The following is a 22036-nucleotide window of genomic DNA, read 5'->3' as shown; positions in this document are numbered from 1 at the left end:
GATTCGGTGATGAGTGCAGTGATCGACGATCATGGTCATGCCGGACATGACCACCACCACGGCCCGGCCAAGGGTCTCTCGCGCTGGCTGCTGACCACCAACCACAAGGACATCGGTTCGATGTACCTGTGGTTCAGCTTCTGCGCCTTCCTGCTCGGCGGCTCGATGGCCATGGTGATCCGCGCCGAGCTGTTCCAGCCGGGCCTGCAGATCGTGCAGCCGGAATTCTTCAACCAGATGACCACCATGCACGGCCTGATCATGGTCTTCGGCGCAGTAATGCCGGCCTTCGTCGGCCTGGCCAACTGGATGATCCCGCTGATGATCGGCGCGCCGGACATGGCGCTGCCACGGATGAACAACTTCAGCTTCTGGCTGCTGCCGGCGGCCTTCGGCCTGCTGGTCTCGACGCTGTTCATGGAAGGCGGCGGGCCGAACTTCGGCTGGACCTTCTATGCGCCGCTGTCGACGACCTACGCACCGGAGTCGGTGACCTTCTTCATCTTTGCCATCCACCTGATGGGCATCAGCTCGATCATGGGCGCGATCAACGTGATCGCCACCATCCTCAACCTGCGCGCACCGGGCATGACGCTGATGAAGATGCCGCTGTTCGTCTGGACCTGGCTGATCACCGCCTTCCTCTTGATCGCGGTGATGCCGGTGCTGGCGGGCGTGGTGACCATGATGCTGATGGACATCCACTTCGGCACCAGCTTCTTCAGCGCGGCCGGTGGCGGCGACCCGGTGCTGTTCCAGCACGTGTTCTGGTTCTTCGGCCATCCCGAGGTGTACATCATGATCCTGCCGGCCTTCGGCGCGGTCAGCTCGATCATCCCGGCGTTCAGCCGCAAGCCGCTGTTCGGCTACACCTCGATGGTCTATGCCACCGGGGCGATCGCCTTTCTCTCGTTCATCGTCTGGGCGCACCACATGTTCACCGTCGGCATCCCGCTGACCGGCGAGCTGTTCTTCATGTACGCCACCATGCTGATCGCCGTGCCCACCGGAGTGAAGGTGTTCAACTGGGTGTCGACGATGTGGCGCGGGTCGCTGACTTTCGAGGCGCCGATGCTGTTCGCCGTGGCTTTCGTCATCCTCTTCACCATCGGCGGCTTCTCCGGGCTGATGCTGGCCATCGCCCCGGCGGACTTCCAGTACCACGACACCTACTTCGTGGTGGCGCACTTCCACTACGTGCTGGTGCCGGGAGCGATCTTCGGCATCTTCGCCTCGGCCTACTACTGGCTGCCCAAGTGGACCGGGCACATGTACGACGAGACGCTGGCCAAGCTGCATTTCTGGATGAGCTTCATCGGCATGAACCTGGCGTTCTTCCCGATGCACTTCGTCGGCCTGGCCGGCATGCCGCGGCGCATCCCCGACTACAACATGATGTTCGCCAACTTCAACATGGTCTCCAGCGTCGGCGCCTTCATGTTCGGCGCCACCCAGCTCTTGTTCCTGTTCATCGTCATCAAGTGCATCCGCGGCGGCGTACCGGCGCCGGCCAAGCCCTGGGACGGCGCCGAGGGCCTGGAATGGAGCGTGCCGTCGCCGGCGCCCTACCACACCTTCCAGACACCACCGGACATGAGCGATGTGCACGAGCACCGCAAGGGCACTGGCGGGGAGCTGACGCCGTGAGCAGGCAACAGGGCGTCGCTGGCAGGCCCGGCCGGGTCTGCCAGGTCGACCGCGAAAAGGCCCGCTCCCACCAAACGGGGAGGCGCTCATGAACGAGTCCCTGCCCACGCGACGCCTGGTTCGCCGCCTGCTGTTCGTCGTGGTCGGCATGTTTGGTTTCGGCTTCTTGCTGGTGCCGATCTACGACGTCATGTGCCAGGCGTTCGGCATCAACGGCAAGACCGCCGGCGCCTACACCGGCTCGCAGAGCGCCGACGCGGCGCGGGCGGTGCGGGTGCAGTTCCTCGCCACCAACGCCGCCGGCATGCGCTGGGAGTTCGGCCCGCTGGCCGACCAGCTCAGCGTGCACCCGGGCGCCAGCCAGGAGATTCGTTTCGTCGCCTACAACCCGACCGACAAGCCGATGACCGCCCAGGCGATCCCCAGCGTCTCGCCGTCGCGGGCGGCGGCCTACTTCCACAAGACCGAATGCTTCTGCTTCACCCAGCAGGTGCTGCAACCGGGCGAGCGCATCGAAATGCCGGTGCGCTTCATCGTCGATCGCGACCTGCCCGCCGACGTGCACAACCTGACCCTTGCCTACACGCTGTTCGACATCACGTCCCGCCAGCCGCCGGTGGCCGTCAACGCCACATCGGCCCCGGCCAAGGAGAGTCTGCAATGAGCCAACAGACCACCCACGAGCAGTATTACGTTCCTGATCAGAGCAAATGGCCGATCATCGCCACCATCGCCCTGCTGGTCACCTTCTACGGACTGGGCAGCTGGTTCAACGACCTGAAAGCCGGGCGTGACGAGTCGAGCGGGCCGATGATCTTCTTCGTCGGCGCGCTGCTGATCGCCTACATGATGTTCGGCTGGTTCGGCGCTGTGGTGAAGGAAAGCCGCGCCGGGCTGTACAGCGCACAGATGGACCGCTCGTTCCGCTGGGGCATGAGCTGGTTCATCTTCTCGGAGGTGATGTTCTTCCTCGCCTTCTTCGGCGCGCTGTTCTACATCCGCTACTGGGCCGGCCCCTGGCTGGCTGGCGAAGGCGACAAGGGCATCAGCAACATGCTCTGGCCCAACTTCGAATACACCTGGCCACTGCTCAACACCCCAGATCCCAAGCTCTATCCGGCACCGGAAGGCACCATCAGTGCCTGGGGCCTGCCGCTGATCAACACCATCCTGCTGGTCAGCTCCAGCTTCACCCTGACCTGGGCGCACCATGCGCTGCGCAAGAACAATCGCCAGCATCTGAAGATCGGCCTGGCGCTGACCGTGCTGCTCGGCGCCGCGTTCCTGGTCCTGCAGATCGAGGAGTACGTGCATGCCTACACCGAACTGGGGCTGACCCTGGGCTCGGGCATCTATGGCGCAACCTTCTTCATGCTCACCGGCTTTCACGGCGCCCACGTGACCATGGGCGCGATCATCCTCACGGTGATGCTGGTGCGCATCCTGCGCGGGCATTTCAGCCCGGAGCAGCACTTCGGCTTCGAGGCGGCGGCCTGGTACTGGCACTTCGTCGACGTGGTGTGGATCGCGCTGTTCGTCTTCGTCTATGTGATCTAGCGAATCAGAAACCAAAGGCGGGGCGCAGCTGCCCCGTATAGAAACCCCAGCCGATCAGCGCAACGGTCAGTGCGCTGAGGCTGACCCGGATAAACAGGGCCGTGTTCACGCGGGAGGTGCGGCCCTCGTCCCTGACCAGGAAGAACAACCCACTGAACAGACTGACCAGCGTGGCCACTAACAACAGAACGATCGCCGCCTTGAGCATGAGCGATTCCACGACAGGGGTATTGGGGGTGGAGTATAGCCAGCCGTATCGACACATCAGGCTGCCGGGCATGAGCGGCTTCAGGCCGGGGCTGCTGCCTACCCTGCTGGTGCTGGCCATGCTGCCGGTACTGGTCTGGCTGGGCTTCTGGCAGCTGGAGCGCGGCGAACAAAAGCGCGATCTGCTGGCACGCCAGGAGGCGAGGCAGCAAGCTGCGCCGCTGTCACCGGAGCAGATCGAAAGCAGCGCCCAGCCGGCCTTTTCCCGCGTGCATCTGCAGGGTCGTTTCGATGCCGAGCACAGCTTCCTGCTCGACAGCCGCACCCGTGACGGCCAGGTTGGCGTAGAGCTGCTGCAGCCCTTTCATGACGAGCTCAGCGACCGTTGGGTAATGGTCAACCGCGGCTGGATTCCCTGGCCCGATCGCCGCGTGCCGCCGGCCTTCGACACACCTGCGCAGTCTTTGAAGCTCGCCGCCTGGGTCTACGTACCGCCAGGAAAGCCGTTCATCTTCAGCCACCGCACGGCCGAGGGCTGGCCGCGCCTGATCAACCACGTCGACATCGAGGCGATGTGGCAGCAGGCCGGCCGCGAAGGCGTGATCCATGAATTGCGTCTGGAGCCCGGCCCCAGCGCCTACCGCGCCGATTGGGCGATCACCAGCATGCGCCCGGCGCAGCATCTGGGCTACGCCGTGCAGTGGTTTGCCCTGGCGGCTGCCCTGCTGGCGCTGTTCATCTACTTCGGCGTGCATCAGGCACGGGAGAAGCACATTGATGACAATGAATCCGACCCTCACCGGCCGTGAACCAAAACGCGGCCGTGGCCGGCTGCAACTGCTGCTGATCCTCGGCGTCGTGCTGGGACCGATGCTGCTGGCTACGGCGATGTATCGCTTCGGCTTCTGGGTACCGCAGACCCGCAGCTACGACGGCGTGCTGATCGCCAACGGCCAGGACCGCGCTGCCATTGGCGTGACTGCAGCCGACTCCGAACGGCGCTGGGAGCTGCTGGTCACCGCCCCGCAGGGCTGCGAAACGCAGTGCCAGCAGCTGGTCTACCTGGCCCGCCAGATCAATATCGGCCTGGCTCGCGAAGCCGCCCGCGCCAGCCACGCCCTGGCCAGCGCCACCGCTCTGGACGAGGCCTACGAGCAACGCCTGCGTCGCGAGTATCCGCAATTGCAACGCCATGGCCTCGACGCCGGCGTGTATGCCCGCAACCCCGAAGCACCGGCCACGCCGCAGCTTTGGATCGTCGATCCGCACGGCAACCTGGTGCTGCGATACGACGCCGAAGCCGACGGCAAGGCAATCCTTGATGACCTGAAATACCTGCTGAAGATCTCGCAGATCGGCTGACGCACTCTGCCGCTTCGCTGGGGTCCCAAACTGGCCGCCCAAGGAGAAACCGATGGCCAAACCCGGATACCGCCTCGCCCTGATCGCCACGCTGCTGGCGGTGGTGGTCGTGCTGCTCGGTGCCTATACGCGGTTGACCCACGCCGGCCTCGGCTGCCCTGACTGGCCAGGCTGCTACGGTTTTCTCGCCGTGCCCATGAGCGAGCACAAGCAGAACCTCGCCGCGCTGCGCTTTCCCGAGACGCCACTGGAAGTGACCAAGGGCTGGAACGAGATGATCCATCGCTATTTCGCCGGCGCGCTGGGGCTGGTGATTCTCGCCATGGCGGCGCAGGCGATACGCCGTCGCGGCCAACGCGGGCAGCCGGTGAAGTTGCCGCTGCTACTGCTCGCGGTGGTCATCGCCCAGGCGATCTTCGGCATGTGGACAGTGACCCTGCAGCTCTGGCCTCAGGTGGTTACCGCGCACCTGCTCGGCGGCTTCACCACCCTCAGCCTGCTGTTTCTGCTGTGCCTGCGGCTGTCCGGCGCCTTTGCTCCGTTGCCAGCCATCGACGGTCGGCTGCGCAAATTCGCCGGCATCGCCATGCTCGCGGTGGTCGCCCAGATCGCGCTCGGCGGCTGGGTCAGCAGCAACTATGCGGCCGTCGCCTGCACCGACTTCCCCACCTGCCATGGCGAATGGTGGCCACGGATGGACTTCGCCAACGCCTTCAACCTGACCCACCACGACATCGGCCCGAATTACCTCGGCGGCCTGCTCTATGGCGAGGCGCGCACGGCCATCCATGTCAGCCACCGCATCGGCGCGCTGTGCGTGACGCTGGTGTTGCTGCTGCTGGCCGCAATGCTCATGCGCCGCGGACTCGGCCGGCTGGCGGGGCTGCTCATCGCCGCGCTGGCGCTGCAGGTCGGGCTGGGCATCAGCAACGTGCTGCTCAACCTGCCGCTGGCGGTCGCCGTAGCGCACAACGGCGGCGGTGCCGCGCTGCTGCTGGTGCTGGTACTGGTCAATTACCGGCTGCGCCAGCCTCCACATGCCGCCCGGCAAACCGAGCCAGCATCGATTTCGAACACGACGGGGCAGCTCGATCTGCCCCGCGCATGACCACAAGGAGAACCCCCATGGCGACTCTACTCAGCGAACGCAGCGCCCAGGCCAGCTGGCGCGACTACCTGGAGCTGACCAAGCCGAAGGTGGTGCTGCTGATGCTCATCACCTCGCTGGTGGGCATGTTCCTCGCCACCCGCGCCGGCGTGCCCTGGACGGTGCTGCTGTTCGGCAATCTGGGCATCGCCCTGTGTGCCGGTGGCGCGGCGGCGGTGAACCATGTGGTGGACCGGCAGATCGATTCGGTGATGGCCCGCACCCACAAGCGACCCCTGGCCGAAGGCCGGGTCTCGCCAGCGGCGGCACTGACCTTCGCCTTCGCCCTCGGCGTCAGCGGGCTGGCCCTGCTGCTGACCTTCACCAATGCCCTCGCCGCCTGGCTGACCCTGGCCTCGCTGATCGGCTACGCGGTGATCTACACCGGCTTTCTCAAACGCGCCACGCCGCAGAACATCGTCATCGGCGGACTCGCCGGCGCCGCGCCGCCGCTGCTCGGCTGGGTCGCGGTGACCGGCCAGGTCACCGCCGAACCGCTACTGCTGGTGCTGATCATCTTCGCCTGGACGCCGCCGCACTTCTGGGCGCTGGCGATTCACCGCAAGGACGAGTACGCCAAGGTCAACGTGCCGATGCTGCCGGTGACCCACGGCGTGCACTACACCAAGGTGCATATCCTGCTCTACACGGTGATGCTGCTGGCGGTCAGCTTCATGCCGTTCGCCATTCACATGAGCGGCCCGCTGTACCTCGCCGCCGCAGCGTTGCTGGGTGCACGCTTCCTCTACTGGACGATCGCGCTGTACCGCGACAGCCGGCCACATGCGGCAATCAAGACCTTCAAATTCAGCATCTGGTACCTGTTCGCGCTGTTCATCGCGCTGCTGGTTGATCATTATCTGCTGCTCGATTTCTAGATAGTCGCCCAAAGGACGTTCATGACCCGCATCCAGAAAACCGTCTTCATTCTCGTGGCGCTGATCGCGCTGGTCGTCGGGCTGACGGTTTCCAAGGTGCTCAACAGCCAGCACCAGCTCGACCCCACGCAGTTGCTGGATGCCGGCATCGTCGTGCTGCCGCAGAGCCGCACGGTGCCGTCGCTGAGCCTGACGGACCAGGACGGCGAAGCGGTAAAACTGAACGAACTGGACGGACAGTGGACGCTACTGTTCTTCGGCTACACCTTCTGCCCGGACATCTGCCCCACTACCCTGGCCGAACTGCGCCAACTCAACGGCATGCTGCCGGACGCCGTGCGCGACCAGCTGCGCATCATCCTCGTCAGCGTCGATCCGAATCGCGACACGCCGGAAAAACTCAAGGAATACCTCGGCTACTTCAACGCCGGTTTCCAAGGGCTTACCGGCCCGCTGGACGATATCCAGACCCTGGCCAACGGCGTCGGCATTCCCTTCATACCCGGCGATACCAGCAAGGAAAACTACACCGTCGACCACAGCGGCAACCTGGTCCTGATCGGCCCGGACGGCCGCCAGCAGGGCTTTATCCGCTCGCCTTTGCGGGTGCAGAAACTGGCCGAGCAGTTGCCTGAGCTGGTCAAGCAGGCGGAGTGAGGAAAGCGAGCCTGTTGGCGTTCGCAGTGTACGGACCATAGCTGGCGCTGGGCCTGGAAGCCCGCCCCCTCTCCCTAAGCTCTCTCCCAAGGGGGCGAGGGGAATGTTCGATGATGGCGCAGGCTCTGGCGAATCAACGCACGGCCCAGAGGCGGCACGCTTCGGACGTCAGCACGGCGCAGCAACCATCTTTGGCCGCACAATCATCGAACACTACCGCAATACTCACATACCTCTGCGATCCAACCCCCTCGCCCCTCCGGGGAGACGGCTGGGGCGCCCAGCATAGGGTTGAGGGGACGCTTCACCTCATGACCATCATGGCTCACCGACCGAACTTACCGACGCCGCGCTTCCCCTGCGAGGTTCACGCAGCACCGCGCTGATGCGTGCTCGTCGCTTGCGCCACCAGATCACCACACCGGTGACCGACAACACCGCGATCGCCACGCCCAGCACGGCGATGAGGATGCGCCCTGGTAGGCCGAGGATGCGCCCGCCATGGATCGCCGGCTGCAGCAGATGAAACTGCTGCCCCAGCGTGCCCTGGCCGGGAATCTCCTGCCCCAGCAGACGACCGTCGGTTCCATGGAAGAACAGCCAGGCGTTGCCCTGGTTGCTGTCGTGCTCGCCGAAGCCAGCGCCATAGAAGTTGTACTCGAAGCTGTAGTACAGCTCGGTGATCGCTTCGGTCAGGCCGACTTCGGCGGCGTGCTGCATGGCGTAGTCGTACGCCTGGTGGAAGTCGTAAGCGGTGGTGCCCAGCTGCTCTGCCGGCATCCGCCCGCGGGCCTCGTAGACGCTCGGCTCAACGGGCGAGAACAGCGATACCACCGGCTTGAACACCTGCTCCGGCAGGTTCATCGCCACGCTGCTGACCGCCACCGGCGTGAGCAGCAGCCACAGCCACAGGCCGCCTGCGCGGTGTACGTCGTGGTTCATGCGCTGGCGCTTGATCTTCCAGGACGTCCACCACTTGGAAAAGAACGGCCGGCCACGAGGAAAGGTCAGCACCAGCGAGACGAAGCAATCGATCACCCAGGCGATCGCCACGATACCCATCAACCACAGCCCCCAGTTGCCCGGCAGCGACAGGTTGTAGTGAAACTCGAGGATGAAGGGCACGAAGTTCTTGCGCGAGAAGCAGCATTCGCCCCAGTAACGCGTGCCCACCGGGTCCCCGCTCACCGCATCGATGTAGTGCACCACCGGGCGCTCGCCGTACGGCTTGCCAGTCGCCGGATCGTTACGCGGCACCAGTGCCATCAAAGCGGCGTGACCGGGCTCACTGGGAAACTCCATGTACCAGACCTGCATACGCGGGTTGGCCTGCTCGACGCGCTCGACCAACGTTCCCGGCGCCAGCACCGGTCCCTCACTGGTGGTGTGGTAGAACTCCGGGTTGAGCCATTCGTCCAGCTCGTGATGGAAGGCCAGGATGCTGCCGGTAATGCCGGCGAGAAACAGGAAGATCGCCGTGGCCAGGCCGATGTAGCGGTGCAGGAGCACGAGAATGGAACGCATCGTCGGTTGTCTGTCCTTCAGAAAGCACAAAGCCGCCGGACCTGTGGGGCCGGCGGCAGTTCAGCGTTGATCAGAAGTCGTAGGTCACGGTAGCCATGACATTGCGCTCCTCGCCGTAGTAGCACTGGCTCAGGCTGTTGCACGCGGCGACGTACTTCTCGTCGGTGAGGTTGTTCAGGTTCAGACGCACGCCGACACCCTGCAGCCCGACGCGAGACAGGTCATAACCAAGCATGGCGTCGTACAGCGTGTAGGACGGAATGCGCAGGGTGTTCTCCGCGTCAGCCCAGCTCTTGCCGAAGTAGCGTGCGCCACCGCCAACCTGCAGCCCGGCCAACGGCCCTCGGTCGAAGGTGTAGTCGGTCCACAGCGAGGCCATGTTGCGCGCCACCGCGTTGGGCGTGTTGCCGCGATTGTTGACGCCGGCAGCACCGGTGAAGTCCTTGGAATACTCGACGTCCATATAGGTATAGCTGGCGATGACATTGACCTGTTCCAGCGGCCGCAGACGAGCTTCGACTTCCACGCCTTTGGAGGTAAGTTCGCCCACCGCGCGGTAGAAGTTCTCGTTGGAATCCTTGTTCGCCAGGTTGGATTGCTTCAAGTCGAAGTAGGAGATGGTGTAGAGATCGTCGGTGCCCAGCGGCTGATACTTCAGGCCCACCTCGTACTGTTCGCCTTCAGTCGGATCAAGCAGTGTGATGTCGAAGCCGCCGCTGCCATTCGCGTTATAGGCCGCAGTGGCGTTGGGATTGAACGACTCGGAGTAGCTGGCGTAGGGCGACAGGCCGTTATCAAAGGCATAGAGCACACCAACGCGACCAGTGAATTGCTCGAGCTTGGCGCTATCGGACTGATCGCCGTAGCTCGCATCGTTGGTGTGATCGAACGAGACGTCCACCCAATCCTGGCGAACACCCAGCGAGAAGCGCCAGTTGCCGAGGCTGATCAGGTCCTGCACATAGAGGCCCGTCTGCTCCAGCTCACGGGTTTCGTCGTACTGGTGGTAGAACACCGGGCTGCCCGCACCTACGGCACCGGTGTAGGGATTGACCGAGGGCAGGCCGTAGGCTGCGTCGTAAACCACCTTGGCCTTGCGCCGCTGGTAGTCGAGGCCGGTCACCAGGGTGTGGCTGAGTGCGCCGGTATCGAAGAGGAACTGCAACTGGTTGTCGATGGTCCAGGCATGCAGCGCTTCGTCGGCCCCGGTGTAGTAGCGCACCAGTTCATCGGAACTTGGGGCCACGTAGCCGTACTGATAAACCTGCCCCGAGTCCACGGTGGAGTCCAGGTACTGGAAGTTCTGCCGCGCCGAAACGACATCATTGAAACGGTGCTCGAGCTGATAGCCGATCATCTGCTGGTCGCGCTCGAACTTCTCGTAGTCCTCGTCGCCCTCGAAGAAGCTGCGCGAGATGCGCTGACCGTTGCGCGACGTCACCGTGCCATCGGCCGGTAATCCGCCGTGGTAGCCGCTCTCCGGATCACGTTGCAGCATCGCCAGCAGGGTCAGGCGGGTGTCTTCGGTGAAGTCGATACTCACCGAGGGCATCACCGCAAAGCGTTGCTCCTCGATTCCATCGACCTGGTTGTCGGCATCCTTGGCCACGCCGACCAATCGATAACTGATGCGCTCGTCATCCAGAGGCCCGGTGAAGTCGAACGCTGCCTGCTTGTAATCATTGCTGCCGTAGGAGAACTGCAGCTGGCGGCTGGCTTCCTTCTGCGGCTTCTTGCTGGTCATCGCCACCAGGCCGCCGGGCAGGCTGCGGCCATAGAGCACCGAGGACGGTCCCTTGAGGATGTCGATGCGCTCGATGAAGTACGGATCGACCTGCAGGCTGCTGTAGGTGCCGCTGTCGCCCAGCAGCTTCTGGCCATCGAGATAAAGATTATCCACCGAGCCATCGGTGATGCCGCGCATGGCGACATAGTCGTAGCGCGTCGTCGCACCGTACGGCGTACTCATCAGTCCCGGCGTGTAGCGCACCGCCTGAGCGATGGAGCGCGAGCCCTGATCCTCTATCTGCTGGCGGGTGACCACCGAAACGGTCTGCGAAGTCTCTGCCAACGGCATACTGGTCTTGGTCGCCACGCTGCTGTGGGTCGCGTTGTAGCCTTCCATCGAGCCCAGCGCGTTGCCCAGGGCGAAGCCTTCGACGGTCATCGGTTGCAGTTCGACGGCATCGGCCTGCGCGCTCCGGCGCTCCAGCGAATAGTTACCCTGGCTGTCGCGTACGGCCTGCAGGCCGCTGCCCTGCAGCAGCGCGGCGAAGCCCTCGTCGACGCCGTACTGACCTTGCAGGCCGTTGCTGTCCAGACCCTGCAGCAGGCTGCCATCGACCGAAAGCAGCACACCTGCCTCACCGGCGAAACGGCTCAGTACGCTGGAGAGCGGGCCGGCGGGAATGTCGTAGCTGCGCACCACCTGCTGGGTCGCAGACTGCGCCATGGCAGCGCCGGGCACGACGCTGGCCAGCGGCAGACACAGCAGCGCGGCACGAATGCCGAGCGCCAAGGCGCGGGAGCGATTGGGAATGAACGGCAAGGCGGTCGAGCGCATGGGTGTTCCTGTTCGAGTGACGGATTTAGCCCTATGCCCAACCAGATCGAAGAAAGGGAACTGCAGATGCGAATATTTTTTATTCGTGTCCGCAACAAACTAAACGCCACCCCGTGCCGCGGCAGGTTCGAGGCTGACCCACCAGGCCATGCGCCGCTCGATGCGCACCGGCAGCGTCGCCGCCAGCGCATCCAGCACACGCTCGGTGTCACCGAGGGGAAAGGCGCCGACCACCCGAAGATCGGCGATACGCGGATCGCAGCCGAGATAGCCGTGTCGATAGCGCGACAGTTCGACGAGGAAATCTTCCAGGCGCTGGTTGTCGGCCAGTAATACGCCGCTCGCCCAGGCCTGATGTTCGGCGCGGGCCGCTGACAGGGGGGCGATGTAGCGGCGACTGAAATCGGTCTGCTGCCCGGCCGCCACACGGGTGACGCCTAAGCCATCCAGCTGGATATCCACAACGCCGGCGAACACGCTCAGGCGGGTATGGCCATCTTCCTGGCGCAGCGAGAAACGCGCGGCCTGCTCGCTGCGCACGCGACCTTCACGACTGGTCAGCAGCAACGGCCGCCCGCCTTGGCTGGGCGAGGCATCGACCAGCAGCTCACCGTGGTAAAGCGCCAGCCTGCGCGCGGTCGCGTCATCGGCAATATCCACCGCGGTATCGGTGTTCAGCCAGAGCTGCGAGCCATCAGCCAGGCGCAGATCGCGCACCTCACCAACCGCGGTCCGCTCATCGGCCGTCCACTGTCGCCAGGGCAGCGATCCGCCGGCCAGGCTCAGTGCCGCGCCGCCACAAAGCACGGACAGCACCTTCAGTGCCTGGCGACGGCTCGATTGGCGGCTGTGCAACATCGCGCCGGCAGTGCGCCCGACGGCATCGTCGGCCAGTGGCTGGAACTGGCCACTGATGCGTTCGACCTTGGCCCACGCGCGGGCATGTTCCGGCTGTTCCAGCCACGCGCTCCAGGCCTGGCGCTCGCCAGCGCTGGCCGCACCGGACTGCAACACGGCAAACCATTTCGCCGCTTCCTGCAGCACGCGGTAATCGATGCCCATCAGTCCTCCGCCACCAGCAGCAGGCAATGCAACATGGCCTGAGCCATGTACTTCTTCACCATCCGCTCGGAAACGCCGAGTTCGATGGCGATTGCGGCGTAGGTCATGCCCTGCAGCTGCGACATGAGAAAGGCGCTGCGCACCTTCGCCGGCAGCTGGGCCAGCATGGCGTCGACCTGCAGCAAGGTTTCGACGATCAACGCCTGGGATTCCGGCGATGGCGCCACGGGCTCGGGTTGCAGTGCCAGCGCATCAAGATAGGCCTGCTCGATCTGTCGGCGCCGCCAATGGTTGATCAACAGGCCCTTGGCGATGGTATGCAGGTAGGCTCTGGGTTCGCGGATGGCGCCCACGTCCTGATCCTTGGTCATCACCCGCACGAAGGTGTCCTGCGCGAGGTCGGCGGCCCGCTGATTACAGCCCAGCTGACGCCGCAGCCAGCCGTTAAGCCAGCCGTGATGCTCGGCATAGAGCCGATGCAGCATCTGCTGTCGAACCATACCTTCAATTGCCACGCGGCCTCCCATGAGCGCTGCAAGCGTTAATGCTAACGCTTCTCAACAGCACAAATCCATCGGCAATCGCTGTATCGCGTTCTTTTGTCCACCGACGTCCGTTCGAGCACGGTGCAGAAAAAGCTCGACTAGGCTGAAGGAACAACCCATCTCCGGAGGCACGCTCATGACTCAACTGCCACGTCTGGCCGCTTTCGCGCTTCTCTCCCTGACACTGCTGCCAGCCCATGCGCAGATTCTGCCGGGCCTCTGGGAATTCAGCAGCGGCGATATACAGGTGGACGGCCAACAGATGCCCGGCATGGACGCGATGCTGGCGCAGATGGAGAACCTGCCCGCCGACCAGCGCCGGATGATGGAGGAGATGCTGGCCGCGCAGGGCGTGAAACTCGGCGGCAAGGGCGTGCAGATCTGTCTGAGCAAGGCCCAGGTGGAGTCCGATGAGCTGCCCTTTCAGGATGACCCGGCCTGTACCCAGGAGATCACCGAGCGTGGCGACAAGCTGTGGAAATTCAGGTTCGAGTGCCCTGATGCCCGAGGTCAGGGCGAGACGCGCTTCATCAGCGACAAGGAGTTCGTCAGTACCGTGGAAAGTGAATACCGCCAAGGCACCGAGACCGGTACCTCGCGAATCGAATCCCACGCGCGCTGGATAGCGGACGATTGCGGCGCATTGAAACCGGCTCGGTAGAAGGCCACCGGGAAATCAGCAGGGGTTCCACGTGAAACCCCTATGGCTGCTGGGCCGAGGTCAGTTCTTCTTCCAGCTGCCCTGGTTGTTCTGCTCGCAGGCGGGCTGGAGAAAGCGCGCATCACTGGCGATGCCGTAATAGTGAATGTCCTGCCGGTACGGCATGTTCGACACCTGCGCGTTGCGGCAGACACCGAAGGCACCGTCCGGGCACTGATCGACGAACTCCACTTCGACTTCGTGATCCTTCAGCTGCGGCTGACAGAAGCCGCTGCGGAACAGCTCTGCGGGAATGTTGATGTTCGCCTGGCAAAGCTTCACTGCCACGCGGTCGTCGTGGCTGTTAATCACGCACGCTTCGGCCATCACGTCGCCAGCGACGAGCAGGCCGCACAGGGCTGTCAGCAAGAACGGTAACCGCACGATTTCACCTCTCCGAGAATCGCCGGCGACTTTAACATGAGCCACCCGCCCCTTTCAGACTCAGCGCAAAATGCTCACCATAGCCGCCATGCTCGAACATATCCCGACCCATCTCATCGGCGGCCCGCTCGGCGCCGGCAAAACCAGCCTGATTCGCCATCTGCTCGATCAGAAGCCAGCCGGCGAGCGCTGGGCGGTGCTGATCAACGAGTTCGGCCAGATCGGGCTGGATGCCGCGTTACTGACGACCGAAGCAGACGGCATCAGCCTGGCGGAGATCCCCGGCGGCTGCCTGTGTTGTGTCAACGGCGTCCCGTTCCAGGTCGGCCTAGCGCGCCTGCTGCGTCAGGCAAAACCAGACCGCTTGCTGATCGAACCCTCCGGCCTGGGCCACCCGGCGGAATTGCTGCGGCAGCTCAGGCTACCGCCATGGCAGAACGTGCTGAGCGTCCAGCCAACCGTGCTGGTATTGGATGCCGCCGCCCTCAGCCGCGGCGAACCCCTGCCCGACAGCCAGCAGCAGGCCCTGGCCCAAGCCGGCCTGCTGCTGATGAACAAGAGCGAAACGCTGGACCAACCCAGCCGTATCCGACTGGCCGAGCAGCTGTCTGAGCAGCCGCTTTACTGGACCACGCGAGGCCAGCTGTCCCTGGAACAGCTTCCCGGCATCGGCGCACGCGCCAGTGAACCGACACGCGCGACCACCCTGCCCAGCGGGTCGGCGACGCTGGCGCAGGTGTGGCTCGATCCGCGCCAGCCGATCTGCCAGGTTCAGGCGACAGCAGAGCACTGGAGCATCGGCTGGCGCTGGCACCCGAGCCAGCGCTTCGATCTCGGCCAGCTCTCGCAATGGCTGACGCGCTGGCCCTGGCGTCGCGCCAAGCTGGTAATTCACGGCCGCAGCGGTTGGCAGTCAGCCAACGCGCTGGACGGCCAGGCGTTGGTCTTCAGGAGCAGCGAATGGCGGCGGGATTCAAGGATAGAGCTGATCTTCAGCGAACCTCAGTCGCAGGCGGAACTGCAACAGGGCATGGTCGAGTGCCTTATCGACGAATGACCTGTCATTCGCGGGGGCGGCGCCAGTCGTCCAATTGAATCACCCGCCCCGGCTCGTCGGCGGGCTGGAACGGATGCGCCGCCAGCTCGATACGACCGACCTGCGCACCGAACATGACGATGGTGCCTGGGTGGCGCTGCTCACCAGTGACGGTGAACTCGAACCCGTAGATACGCGCGAGCCGGCGCTGGCCGCGTGCATCCGGCAACAGCGTCAGCTTGCGAAAGGCCACATTGCCGTCGAGCAATTCCACATCGAGCTTCTGGCAGTGCCGGCGCACCGCCTGCAGGGCGCGCTCGCGAATACCGTGGGAGTGCCACAGCCAGGCGCCGGCGGCAGCCAGCAGCATGAACAGAAACAGATTGCTCAGAGTCAGCATGAAGTAATGGAAAGTGTCCGGCGGGCGCACAGCTTAACAGGCCGTCGCGGCGCCGCCGTGTCGATACCGTCGTATATCCGCTTCAGCTTTCCAGCCAGACGTCGCGCGCCCAATGCCAGACGGTCTCCCAGGTTTCCTCCTCGCTCAGCTCGCAGTCGTCGCCGTCCCACAGGGTGACTTCGCCTTCCAGATCGACCACATAGTAGTCACGCCCGTCCTGGCAGATCGGAATCAGATCGCGTGGCACGCCAGCATCCCAGGCATTGGCGGCGACTTCCGGCAGGTAGGTGTGCGACTGCGGATCGGTGGCGGTGACCGGCTCCAGGCGCCCGTAGATCACATCGCTGACCTGAAGCAGGAACTCACGCAGGCCGAACGGGAGATTGATCAACAGCTGCTCCTCGATCTCCACCAAGAGATCGTCGTCGGGCAGCTCCAGCGGTACCGGCACCGGCTCGTTGAGCTCGCGCAGCTGTTCGATGACTTCTTCCACACCCACCTCCTGTCGTATGCCCCCAGGCAAGGCCCCGTTTATACAGCCCGCCGGATTGGCGAGCCAGTTCTGTCGCGTTAAAGTGCATGGCTTAGCGAAACGCTCGGTTAAGACATTCACGGCGACTTGCCCGATTCAATACGCACAATTGCAGAAATTAGGTAGCAATTTGCATTGGTGCCTGCCAAACACATCTGGTCCGCTCGGACCTGAACAAGGACACGCAATGACTACTACCGAAGCCCAGGAGTTGCTCCAGGCCATCGATCGATGCGCCGACGAACCAATCCATATCCCCGGTAGCATCCAGCCCCATGGTTTCCTGCTGGTGGTCAGCGAGCCCGAGCTGCGTGTGCAGCAGGCCAGTGAAAACGTTCAGCGCTGGCTCGGGATAGACGCCCGCTCGCTGGTCGGCCAGCCTCTGTCGAACCTGCTACCCACCGCACGCATCGAAGCCGGTCTCACGGCACTGAGCGAAGACGACCACAACCCCTTCCACCTGAGCGATGTAAGCATCGGTCTCACCGGTGTCGCCGGCCAGGCGTTCGCCTTGCTCGGCCATCGCCATCGCGGCCAGCTGATCCTCGAATTCGAACGCGCGGAAACCTCCGGCCAGGCCTATGACACCCTCTACCCGCTGATGCGTACCTTCGTCGCCCAACTGCAGGACAGCCGCGAGCTGGAAGCGCTCTGCCAACTGGCGGTTCGGGAGGTCAAGCGCATCACCGGCTTCGGCCGCGTCAAGGCCTATCGCTTTGATGCCGAAGACAATGGAGTAGTGCTGGCAGAGGTCGCCGACCCGGGCTATCCAAGCTATCTCGGGCTGTGCTTTCCGGCTGCCGACATCCCGCAGCAGGCGCGCCGGCTGTATCGCGAAAACCTGATCCGGGTGATTCAGGACGCCAACTATCAACCCTCGCCCCTGGTGCCGGCGCTCAACCCGATCTCCGGGGCACCGCTCGATCTGAGCTTCGCCGCACTGCGCAGCGTCTCCCCGGTGCATCTGCAGTACATGCGCAACATGGGCACGCTGGCGTCGATGTCGATCTCCATCGTCATTCGCGACCGCCTCTGGGGGCTGATCTCCTGCCATGATGCCGAACCGCGAGCAGTCACTTACCAGACGCGCACCGCCTGCGAGCTGCTCGGTCGTATCCTCTCACTGCAGATCGAGGCACGGGAAAGCGAGACCCTCGCGCAACGCAAGCTGGACCTGCGCCACCAGATCGTCCATCTGCTCGCGGCGATGGCCGATCGCGACAGCGTGGTCGAGGGTTTCCGCCACCTCCCCGAGGTGGTGCTGGGGTTCGCCGGTGCCGACGGCGCGGCGATCATTTCCGCCGACAAGTGCGAAACCGTCGGCGACACACCGGAGCATGAACAGATCCTGCAGCTGGCGCGGTGGCTGGGCGAACGACGCGACGAACTGGTCTTCCACTGTGACTGCATCAGCCGCGACATTCCCGACATGCCGGCACTCGCCGAGCATTGTGCCGGGGTCATGGCCATCTCCATCTCGCGCCTGCACGCGCACTATCTGATCTGGTTTCGCCACGAGCAGATCAAGACGGTCAACTGGGCCGGTCAGCCGGAAAAACAGATCGACCGTCAGAGCGGTGCGCTCAGTCCGCGGCACAGCTTCGAACAATGGCAGGAAACCCTGCGCGGCTATGCGCAGCCCTGGGATCAGGTGGTGATCGAGGGCGCGCTGGAACTGCGCAATGCGGTGCTCGGTATTGTCTTGCGCAAAGCCGAGGAGATGGCCCAGCTGGCCGGCGAGTTGCGCGCCAGCAACAAGGAGCTGGAGGCCTTCTCCTACAGCGTTTCCCACGACCTGCGCGCTCCGCTGCGGCATATCGCTGGCTACACCGAGCTGCTCAGCGAGATGGAGAGCAAGCAACTGAGCGAACGTGGGATGCGCTTTCTCGACAACATTGCCGACGCCGCGCGCTTCGCCGGCACGCTGGTGGACAACCTGCTGAGCTTCTCGCAGATGGGCCGTTCGGCATTGCGCCTGTCGGATGTCGACCTCGGTGCATTGGTCGCCTCGATTCGCGAGGAGCTGGCGCCTGACTGCGAAGGTCGCCAGATCGAATGGCACCTGCTGCCAATGCCGATCGTCGTCGCCGATGCCGCCTTCATTCACATGGTGCTACGCAACCTGATCGACAACGCGGTCAAGTACAGCCGCACCCGGGAGGTGGCCGTCATCGAGGTGGGTGCCGAACAGCGCGCCGGCGAAGTGGTCGTCTATGTGCGCGACAACGGCGTCGGCTTCGACATGCAGTACTCGAGCAAGCTGTTCGGCGTGTTCCAGCGCCTGCACCGCATGGAGGAGTTCGAAGGTATCGGCATCGGCCTGGCGAGCGTGCGCCGCATCATCGAGCGCCACGACGGCCAGGTCTGGGCCGAAGGCCAGCTGGACAAGGGCGCCACGTTCTACTTCTCACTCCCCAAACTGTCCTACACATCGTCCCTCCTGGACCGAGACATCTGATGCTGAAACCAATACTGCTGGTCGAAGACAACCCCCACGACCTGGAACTCACCCTGATCGCGCTGGAGCGCAGCCAGCTGGCCAATGAGGTGGTGATCATGCGTGACGGCGCCGAGGCGCTGAACTACCTGCAGCGCACCGGCGCTTACGCCGATCGCGCCGATGGCAATCCAGCAGTGCTGCTGCTGGACCTGAAACTGCCCAAGGTCGACGGCTTGGAAGTGCTCAAGACTGTCCGCGAGACCGCCGAGCTGCGCAGCATTCCAGTGGTCATGCTGACCTCTTCGCGGGAAGAGCCCGACCTGATGAAAGCCTACGAGCTCGGGGTGAACGCTTACGTCGTCAAACCGGTCGAATTTAAAGATTTTGTCGCCGCAATCTCCGACCTCGGCATCTTCTGGGCCGTGCTCAACGAGCCGCCACCCGGTTCGCTGCGTCTCAAGCGCGCGCGCAACAAAGACGAAAAGAACTGAACGTGCATTGCCGGCCCGCGCCTGGCGGGCCGTTTCGATGATTCCTGCTTCCTCGACAGGTTGGATATGCCAGCGTCAAAGAACATCAGCGTCCTGTTCATCGAGGACAGCCCGCACGACGCCGAACTTGCCCAGTTGGCGCTGGAGCGCAGTGGCTACACCCTGCATACCGAGCTGGTCTACAGCCATGCCGGCGTGGTGGAAGCGCTGCAGCGACGCGCTTTTGATCTGATCCTGGCGGACTTCATCCTGCCAGGCTTCTCCGGCAGCCAGGCCCTACAGGAAGCGCGTCGGCTGGCGCCACAGACCCCCTTCATCTTTCTCTCCGGCGTTTTTGGCGAGGAGCACGCGGTCAACATGATGCGCTCCGGCGCCGTCGACTACGTGCTCAAGCAGAACCTCGGCTTTCTGCCCAAGGCGGTGGAACGTGCACTGGCCGAAGTCAACGAACGGCGCCGCCGTCTGCAGGCCGAACAGGCGCTGCGCGAGGTCGAGGTGCGCGCGCGCCTGGCCATCGATGCGGCACGCCTGGGCATGTGGGACTACGAACCACAGAGTGGCGCGCTGATCTGGGACCAGCGCTGCCGGGCCATGCTCGGTATCGGTGAACAGGACCCGGTGGACATGCCGCTGTTCGAACGGCTCTGCCACCCGGAAGACCGCAAGCGGATACGCGAGGAGATCGCCCGCGCCATCGCCGGTGAAGATGACGGCGAGTACTGCACCACCTATCGCGTGCTCTTCGATGACGGCAGCCTGCGCTGGATGGAAACTCGCGGCCAAGCCTTTTTCGAAGGCGGGCAGTGCTCGCGCTTCGTCGGCGTGGTGATGGACATCACCGAACAACAGCTGGCGACCCAGACCCTCAGGCAGATGAACGAAACCCTGGGCGAGCGCGTGCAGGAGCGCACCCGCGAACGTGACCGCACCTGGGAGTTGTCCCGTGACCTGCTGGCGGTCACCCGCCTGGACATGATGCCGGTCGCGCTCAACCCGATCTGGGAGGATGCCTTCGGCTGGCCGCTGGAACAGCTCATGCAGCACCCGCTGACCTGGCTGGTGCATCCCGATGATCTGCAGGCGACCCAGGAAGAAAATGCCCGTGTCGGCCAAGGCAAGGTCACCAACCGCTTCGTCAATCGCCTACGCCATCGCGATGGCAGCTACCGCTGGCTGTCCTGGTCGGTGGTCGCCGATGACGGCCGCGTCTACTCGGCGGCGCGGGACATCACCAGCGAAATCGCCGCGGTCGACAAACTGGCCGAGGCCAACCGCGAGCTCCGCGCGCAGATCCAGGAGCGCGAACGTGTCGAGGCGACCCTGCAGCAGATGCAGCGCCTCGAAGCCGTCGGCCAGCTGACCGCTGGCGTCGCCCATGACATCAACAACCTGCTGACGGTCATTCTGACCAGTGCCAGCTTTCTACAGAGCGACCTTGAGCAGGGCGCCCCAGCAGAGCGCAGCTTGCGGCGCTTGCAGTACATCCGCGAATCCGGCGAGCGCGGCGCGACGCTGACCAGCCAGTTGCTCGCCTTCGCCCGTCGCCAGCAGCTGACGCCAGCAGCGATCGACCTCAACGACACCCTGGTCAGCCTGCTCAGCCTGCTGAAAAGCACCCTAGGCGGTAGCGTCAGCATCGAGACCGATACCCAGGCCAATATCTGGCACGCGCTGGTGGACCCGACCCAGATCGAGATGATCATTCTCAACCTGGCAATCAATGCCCGTGACGCCATGGGTGACAGCGGACGCCTGACGCTGGGCACGCGCAACGTGGTGATCAGCGAACCGGCACTGCGCGCCGAAGATCCCAGCCCAGGCGAGTACGTGGTGCTTTCGGTAACCGATACCGGAACCGGCATGAGCGAGGAAGTGCTGAGCAAGGCATTCGAACCCTTCTTCACCACCAAGGAAGTCGGCAAGGGCTCGGGATTGGGCCTGGCGCAGGTCTTCGGCTTCGCCAAACAATCCGGTGGCGGCGCATGTATCGAAAGCCGCGAGGGCATCGGTACGACGGTCAAGGTGTTCCTGCCGCGCACCGCTGCACCACAGCAGGTGGAGCCGGCCCTGGCATTGAGCTCCGGTACGCGCGAAGACAACATGGATGCCCAGAATATAGTTTGACATAGAGGGCCGCAAAATCCGCAAGCTTCAGCGCTATGGCATGCCGCAACAACGGAAATATAGTTCGACACAGCCTAACGCGTCCGCCGGAAAAGCCCCACCGCAGCCAGGAATAAAGTCTGACACCGCCGCCCTGGCTCGGCTTATTTTGCCTACTCCGCCAACTTCCTGAGCGACACCGAGCATGGCGTGATCATGTAAGTGGAAACGACTCCGGTGCATCGTACTGCCGCAGTCGACTCGACCAGAACGATGGTCGAGTGTTTCGAAGCGCAGTTCGATCTAACGCCGGAACGCCTCATTGGCTATGCCGCCTATGCGGTGCAATCCGCCTAAAGAGGTGCGTTCACGGGCCGCGGTTTGAGCTTTAGGGAAAATCCCTCCTCGCTTTTCTCCACTATCAGCTCATCTCCCAGCGTCCAACCGAGTTTCGCAAGTAACTCAGATGGAAGCTCAACGATTACGTCTCCGCTGCCGTCTCCCGGATCTTGGCAGACAACTCGCCAGCTGTTAGGTGTGTCCATGACGCCACCCTCCTTACAGAAGCTAAAGTCAGAAGCATGGCGGAGACGCCTTACCATAGCGCACACCCATGTCGTAGATTCCCCCTATTTGGAGGCTAAACCATGACAGAGCCCAGCGACCACGAAATTGTAAGCGTTCATTCCACGACGTACTGGACTTACTTTACGTCCCGAAGGGGCCTTAGCAATTCCGGTGAGACCTTGTACTGTTTCGTGCCGTTCTCGGCCAGGACGATCACGCTCTTGCGGTTGATCT

Annotated in this window: 21 protein-coding genes and 2 pseudogenes; 14 read left to right on the top strand and 9 right to left on the bottom strand. The window is 63.7% G+C overall.

Annotated features, from left to right (window positions below):
- Positions 1 to 9: 9 nt before the first annotated feature.
- The 3 genes from ctaD to IEG05_RS10155 all read left to right on the top strand — a co-directional run bounded on the left by ctaD (position 10) and on the right by IEG05_RS10155 (position 3204).
- On the top strand, positions 10 to 1647 hold the full coding sequence (gene ctaD, locus IEG05_RS10165) for a cytochrome c oxidase subunit I (RefSeq protein WP_003303652.1): 1638 nt from the start codon (positions 10 to 12) through the stop codon (positions 1645 to 1647).
- A gap of 88 nt (positions 1648 to 1735) precedes the next feature.
- A complete protein-coding gene (locus tag IEG05_RS10160; protein WP_003303654.1) occupies positions 1736 to 2311 on the top strand; it encodes a cytochrome c oxidase assembly protein in 576 nt (191 codons plus the stop codon).
- Positions 2308 to 3204 carry a cytochrome c oxidase subunit 3 gene (locus tag IEG05_RS10155; protein ID WP_042924230.1) on the top strand — a complete coding sequence of 299 codons (897 nt, stop codon included), beginning with the start codon at positions 2308 to 2310 and terminating at the stop codon, positions 3202 to 3204. Before IEG05_RS10160 ends, IEG05_RS10155 begins: the two co-directional genes overlap by 4 nt.
- A gap of 4 nt (positions 3205 to 3208) precedes the next feature.
- On the opposite strand, the gene IEG05_RS10150 is transcribed toward IEG05_RS10155, so the two are convergent.
- Positions 3209 to 3412 carry a twin transmembrane helix small protein gene (locus IEG05_RS10150; protein WP_046618260.1) on the bottom strand — a complete coding sequence of 68 codons (204 nt, stop codon included), beginning with the start codon at positions 3410 to 3412 and terminating at the stop codon, positions 3209 to 3211.
- A gap of 70 nt (positions 3413 to 3482) precedes the next feature.
- Between IEG05_RS10150 and IEG05_RS10145 the strand changes: the two genes are divergently transcribed.
- From IEG05_RS10145 to IEG05_RS10125, 5 genes are read left to right on the top strand one after another with little or no spacing between them, the layout of a single operon-like run.
- Positions 3483 to 4220: an SURF1 family protein gene (locus IEG05_RS10145; RefSeq protein ID WP_090522791.1), complete on the top strand. Its 738-nt coding sequence runs from the start codon at positions 3483 to 3485 to the stop codon at positions 4218 to 4220.
- Complete coding sequence (locus tag IEG05_RS10140; RefSeq protein ID WP_046618263.1) at positions 4195 to 4773, top strand: hypothetical protein; 579 nt, start codon at positions 4195 to 4197, stop codon at positions 4771 to 4773. Before IEG05_RS10145 ends, IEG05_RS10140 begins: the two co-directional genes overlap by 26 nt.
- Before the next feature lie 52 nt (positions 4774 to 4825).
- Entirely contained in the window at positions 4826 to 5881 is a 1056-nt protein-coding gene (locus IEG05_RS10135; protein ID WP_046618264.1) for a COX15/CtaA family protein, read from the top strand.
- A 17-nt stretch (positions 5882 to 5898) separates the two neighbouring features.
- Positions 5899 to 6798, top strand: a complete 900-nt coding sequence (gene cyoE / locus IEG05_RS10130; protein ID WP_023445729.1) for a heme o synthase — start codon at positions 5899 to 5901, stop codon at positions 6796 to 6798.
- A gap of 21 nt (positions 6799 to 6819) precedes the next feature.
- Entirely contained in the window at positions 6820 to 7455 is a 636-nt protein-coding gene (locus tag IEG05_RS10125; protein ID WP_046618266.1) for an SCO family protein, read from the top strand.
- A gap of 318 nt (positions 7456 to 7773) precedes the next feature.
- On the opposite strand, the gene IEG05_RS10120 is transcribed toward IEG05_RS10125, so the two are convergent.
- The 4 genes from IEG05_RS10120 to IEG05_RS10105 form a co-directional block, all read right to left on the bottom strand.
- Complete coding sequence (locus tag IEG05_RS10120; RefSeq protein ID WP_046618267.1) at positions 7774 to 8979, bottom strand: PepSY-associated TM helix domain-containing protein; 1206 nt, start codon at positions 8977 to 8979, stop codon at positions 7774 to 7776.
- A gap of 70 nt (positions 8980 to 9049) precedes the next feature.
- Entirely contained in the window at positions 9050 to 11542 is a 2493-nt protein-coding gene (locus tag IEG05_RS10115; protein WP_191121996.1) for a TonB-dependent siderophore receptor, read from the bottom strand.
- 99 nt (positions 11543 to 11641) lie between these two features.
- Complete coding sequence (locus tag IEG05_RS10110) at positions 11642 to 12604, bottom strand: FecR domain-containing protein (protein WP_046618270.1); 963 nt, start codon at positions 12602 to 12604, stop codon at positions 11642 to 11644.
- Positions 12604 to 13119, bottom strand: coding sequence for a sigma-70 family RNA polymerase sigma factor (locus IEG05_RS10105; protein ID WP_046618276.1), 516 nt, complete (start codon positions 13117 to 13119; stop codon positions 12604 to 12606). The genes IEG05_RS10110 and IEG05_RS10105 overlap by 1 nt, the downstream gene beginning before the upstream one ends.
- Before the next feature lie 166 nt (positions 13120 to 13285).
- Between IEG05_RS10105 and IEG05_RS10100 the strand changes: the two genes are divergently transcribed.
- A complete protein-coding gene (locus IEG05_RS10100) occupies positions 13286 to 13810 on the top strand; it encodes a DUF3617 domain-containing protein (RefSeq protein WP_041015547.1) in 525 nt (174 codons plus the stop codon).
- Between the two features lie 60 nt (positions 13811 to 13870).
- Here IEG05_RS10100 and IEG05_RS10095 read toward each other — a convergent pair whose 3' ends face one another.
- Positions 13871 to 14233 carry a hypothetical protein gene (locus IEG05_RS10095; RefSeq protein ID WP_046618271.1) on the bottom strand — a complete coding sequence of 121 codons (363 nt, stop codon included), beginning with the start codon at positions 14231 to 14233 and terminating at the stop codon, positions 13871 to 13873.
- 88 nt (positions 14234 to 14321) lie between these two features.
- On the opposite strand from IEG05_RS10095, the gene IEG05_RS10090 reads away from it, so the two are divergent.
- Positions 14322 to 15290 carry a CobW family GTP-binding protein gene (locus IEG05_RS10090; RefSeq protein WP_473774377.1) on the top strand — a complete coding sequence of 323 codons (969 nt, stop codon included), beginning with the start codon at positions 14322 to 14324 and terminating at the stop codon, positions 15288 to 15290.
- Between the two features lie 4 nt (positions 15291 to 15294).
- On the opposite strand, the gene IEG05_RS10085 is transcribed toward IEG05_RS10090, so the two are convergent.
- On the bottom strand, positions 15295 to 15669 hold the full coding sequence (locus IEG05_RS10085) for a DUF3301 domain-containing protein (RefSeq protein ID WP_014822224.1): 375 nt from the start codon (positions 15667 to 15669) through the stop codon (positions 15295 to 15297).
- Between the two features lie 82 nt (positions 15670 to 15751).
- Positions 15752 to 16162 (bottom strand): SMI1/KNR4 family protein, encoded by a 411-nt coding sequence (locus IEG05_RS10080; RefSeq protein WP_046618273.1) that lies wholly within the window; start codon positions 16160 to 16162, stop codon positions 15752 to 15754.
- Between the two features lie 226 nt (positions 16163 to 16388).
- On the opposite strand from IEG05_RS10080, the gene IEG05_RS10075 reads away from it, so the two are divergent.
- The 4 genes and pseudogenes from IEG05_RS10075 to IEG05_RS23280 form a co-directional block, all read left to right on the top strand.
- Positions 16389 to 18659: an ATP-binding protein gene (locus IEG05_RS10075; RefSeq protein WP_191121995.1), complete on the top strand. Its 2271-nt coding sequence runs from the start codon at positions 16389 to 16391 to the stop codon at positions 18657 to 18659.
- A complete protein-coding gene (locus IEG05_RS10070; RefSeq protein WP_023446463.1) occupies positions 18659 to 19132 on the top strand; it encodes a response regulator in 474 nt (157 codons plus the stop codon). Before IEG05_RS10075 ends, IEG05_RS10070 begins: the two co-directional genes overlap by 1 nt.
- Before the next feature lie 66 nt (positions 19133 to 19198).
- Positions 19199 to 21232 (top strand): annotated as a pseudogene (locus tag IEG05_RS10065) (PAS domain-containing protein); the annotation flags it as partial.
- Between the two features lie 159 nt (positions 21233 to 21391).
- Positions 21392 to 21574, top strand: a pseudogene (locus IEG05_RS23280) (IS5/IS1182 family transposase); the annotation flags it as partial.
- 14 nt (positions 21575 to 21588) lie between these two features.
- Here the strand turns inward: IEG05_RS23280 and IEG05_RS23275 are convergent.
- Positions 21589 to 21780 carry a periplasmic substrate-binding domain-containing protein gene (locus IEG05_RS23275; protein WP_020307714.1) on the bottom strand — a complete coding sequence of 64 codons (192 nt, stop codon included), beginning with the start codon at positions 21778 to 21780 and terminating at the stop codon, positions 21589 to 21591.
- Between the last annotated feature and the right edge of the window lie 256 nt (positions 21781 to 22036).

The organism is Stutzerimonas kunmingensis, from assembly GCF_014764705.1.
GTDB lineage: Bacteria > Pseudomonadota > Gammaproteobacteria > Pseudomonadales > Pseudomonadaceae > Stutzerimonas.
The sequence above is the reverse complement of the archived record's forward strand: the minus strand, read 5'-3'. Positions and strand labels throughout refer to the sequence as shown.

What these genes read in the sequence shown, in the direction of transcription:
- IEG05_RS10075 (WP_191121995.1), top strand. Translation starts at nt 16,389, where the DNA reads ATGACTACTACCGAAGCCCAGGAGTTGCTCCAGGCCATCGATCGATGC.
- IEG05_RS10125 (WP_046618266.1), top strand. Translation starts at nt 6,820, where the DNA reads ATGACCCGCATCCAGAAAACCGTCTTCATTCTCGTGGCGCTGATCGCG.
- IEG05_RS10085 (WP_014822224.1), bottom strand. Translation starts at nt 15,669, where the DNA reads ATGCTGACTCTGAGCAATCTGTTTCTGTTCATGCTGCTGGCTGCCGCC.
- cyoE (WP_023445729.1), top strand. Translation starts at nt 5,899, where the DNA reads ATGGCGACTCTACTCAGCGAACGCAGCGCCCAGGCCAGCTGGCGCGAC.
- IEG05_RS10090 (WP_473774377.1), top strand. Translation starts at nt 14,322, where the DNA reads ATGCTCGAACATATCCCGACCCATCTCATCGGCGGCCCGCTCGGCGCC.
- IEG05_RS10100 (WP_041015547.1), top strand. Translation starts at nt 13,286, where the DNA reads ATGACTCAACTGCCACGTCTGGCCGCTTTCGCGCTTCTCTCCCTGACA.
- IEG05_RS10150 (WP_046618260.1), bottom strand. Translation starts at nt 3,412, where the DNA reads ATGCTCAAGGCGGCGATCGTTCTGTTGTTAGTGGCCACGCTGGTCAGT.
- IEG05_RS10140 (WP_046618263.1), top strand. Translation starts at nt 4,195, where the DNA reads ATGAATCCGACCCTCACCGGCCGTGAACCAAAACGCGGCCGTGGCCGG.
- IEG05_RS10070 (WP_023446463.1), top strand. Translation starts at nt 18,659, where the DNA reads ATGCTGAAACCAATACTGCTGGTCGAAGACAACCCCCACGACCTGGAA.
- IEG05_RS10110 (WP_046618270.1), bottom strand. Translation starts at nt 12,604, where the DNA reads ATGGGCATCGATTACCGCGTGCTGCAGGAAGCGGCGAAATGGTTTGCC.
- IEG05_RS10145 (WP_090522791.1), top strand. Translation starts at nt 3,483, where the DNA reads ATGAGCGGCTTCAGGCCGGGGCTGCTGCCTACCCTGCTGGTGCTGGCC.
- IEG05_RS23275 (WP_020307714.1), bottom strand. Translation starts at nt 21,780, where the DNA reads ATGGACACACCTAACAGCTGGCGAGTTGTCTGCCAAGATCCGGGAGAC.
- IEG05_RS10115 (WP_191121996.1), bottom strand. Translation starts at nt 11,542, where the DNA reads ATGCGCTCGACCGCCTTGCCGTTCATTCCCAATCGCTCCCGCGCCTTG.
- ctaD (WP_003303652.1), top strand. Translation starts at nt 10, where the DNA reads ATGAGTGCAGTGATCGACGATCATGGTCATGCCGGACATGACCACCAC.
- IEG05_RS10120 (WP_046618267.1), bottom strand. Translation starts at nt 8,979, where the DNA reads ATGCGTTCCATTCTCGTGCTCCTGCACCGCTACATCGGCCTGGCCACG.
- IEG05_RS10155 (WP_042924230.1), top strand. Translation starts at nt 2,308, where the DNA reads ATGAGCCAACAGACCACCCACGAGCAGTATTACGTTCCTGATCAGAGC.
- IEG05_RS10135 (WP_046618264.1), top strand. Translation starts at nt 4,826, where the DNA reads ATGGCCAAACCCGGATACCGCCTCGCCCTGATCGCCACGCTGCTGGCG.
- IEG05_RS10160 (WP_003303654.1), top strand. Translation starts at nt 1,736, where the DNA reads ATGAACGAGTCCCTGCCCACGCGACGCCTGGTTCGCCGCCTGCTGTTC.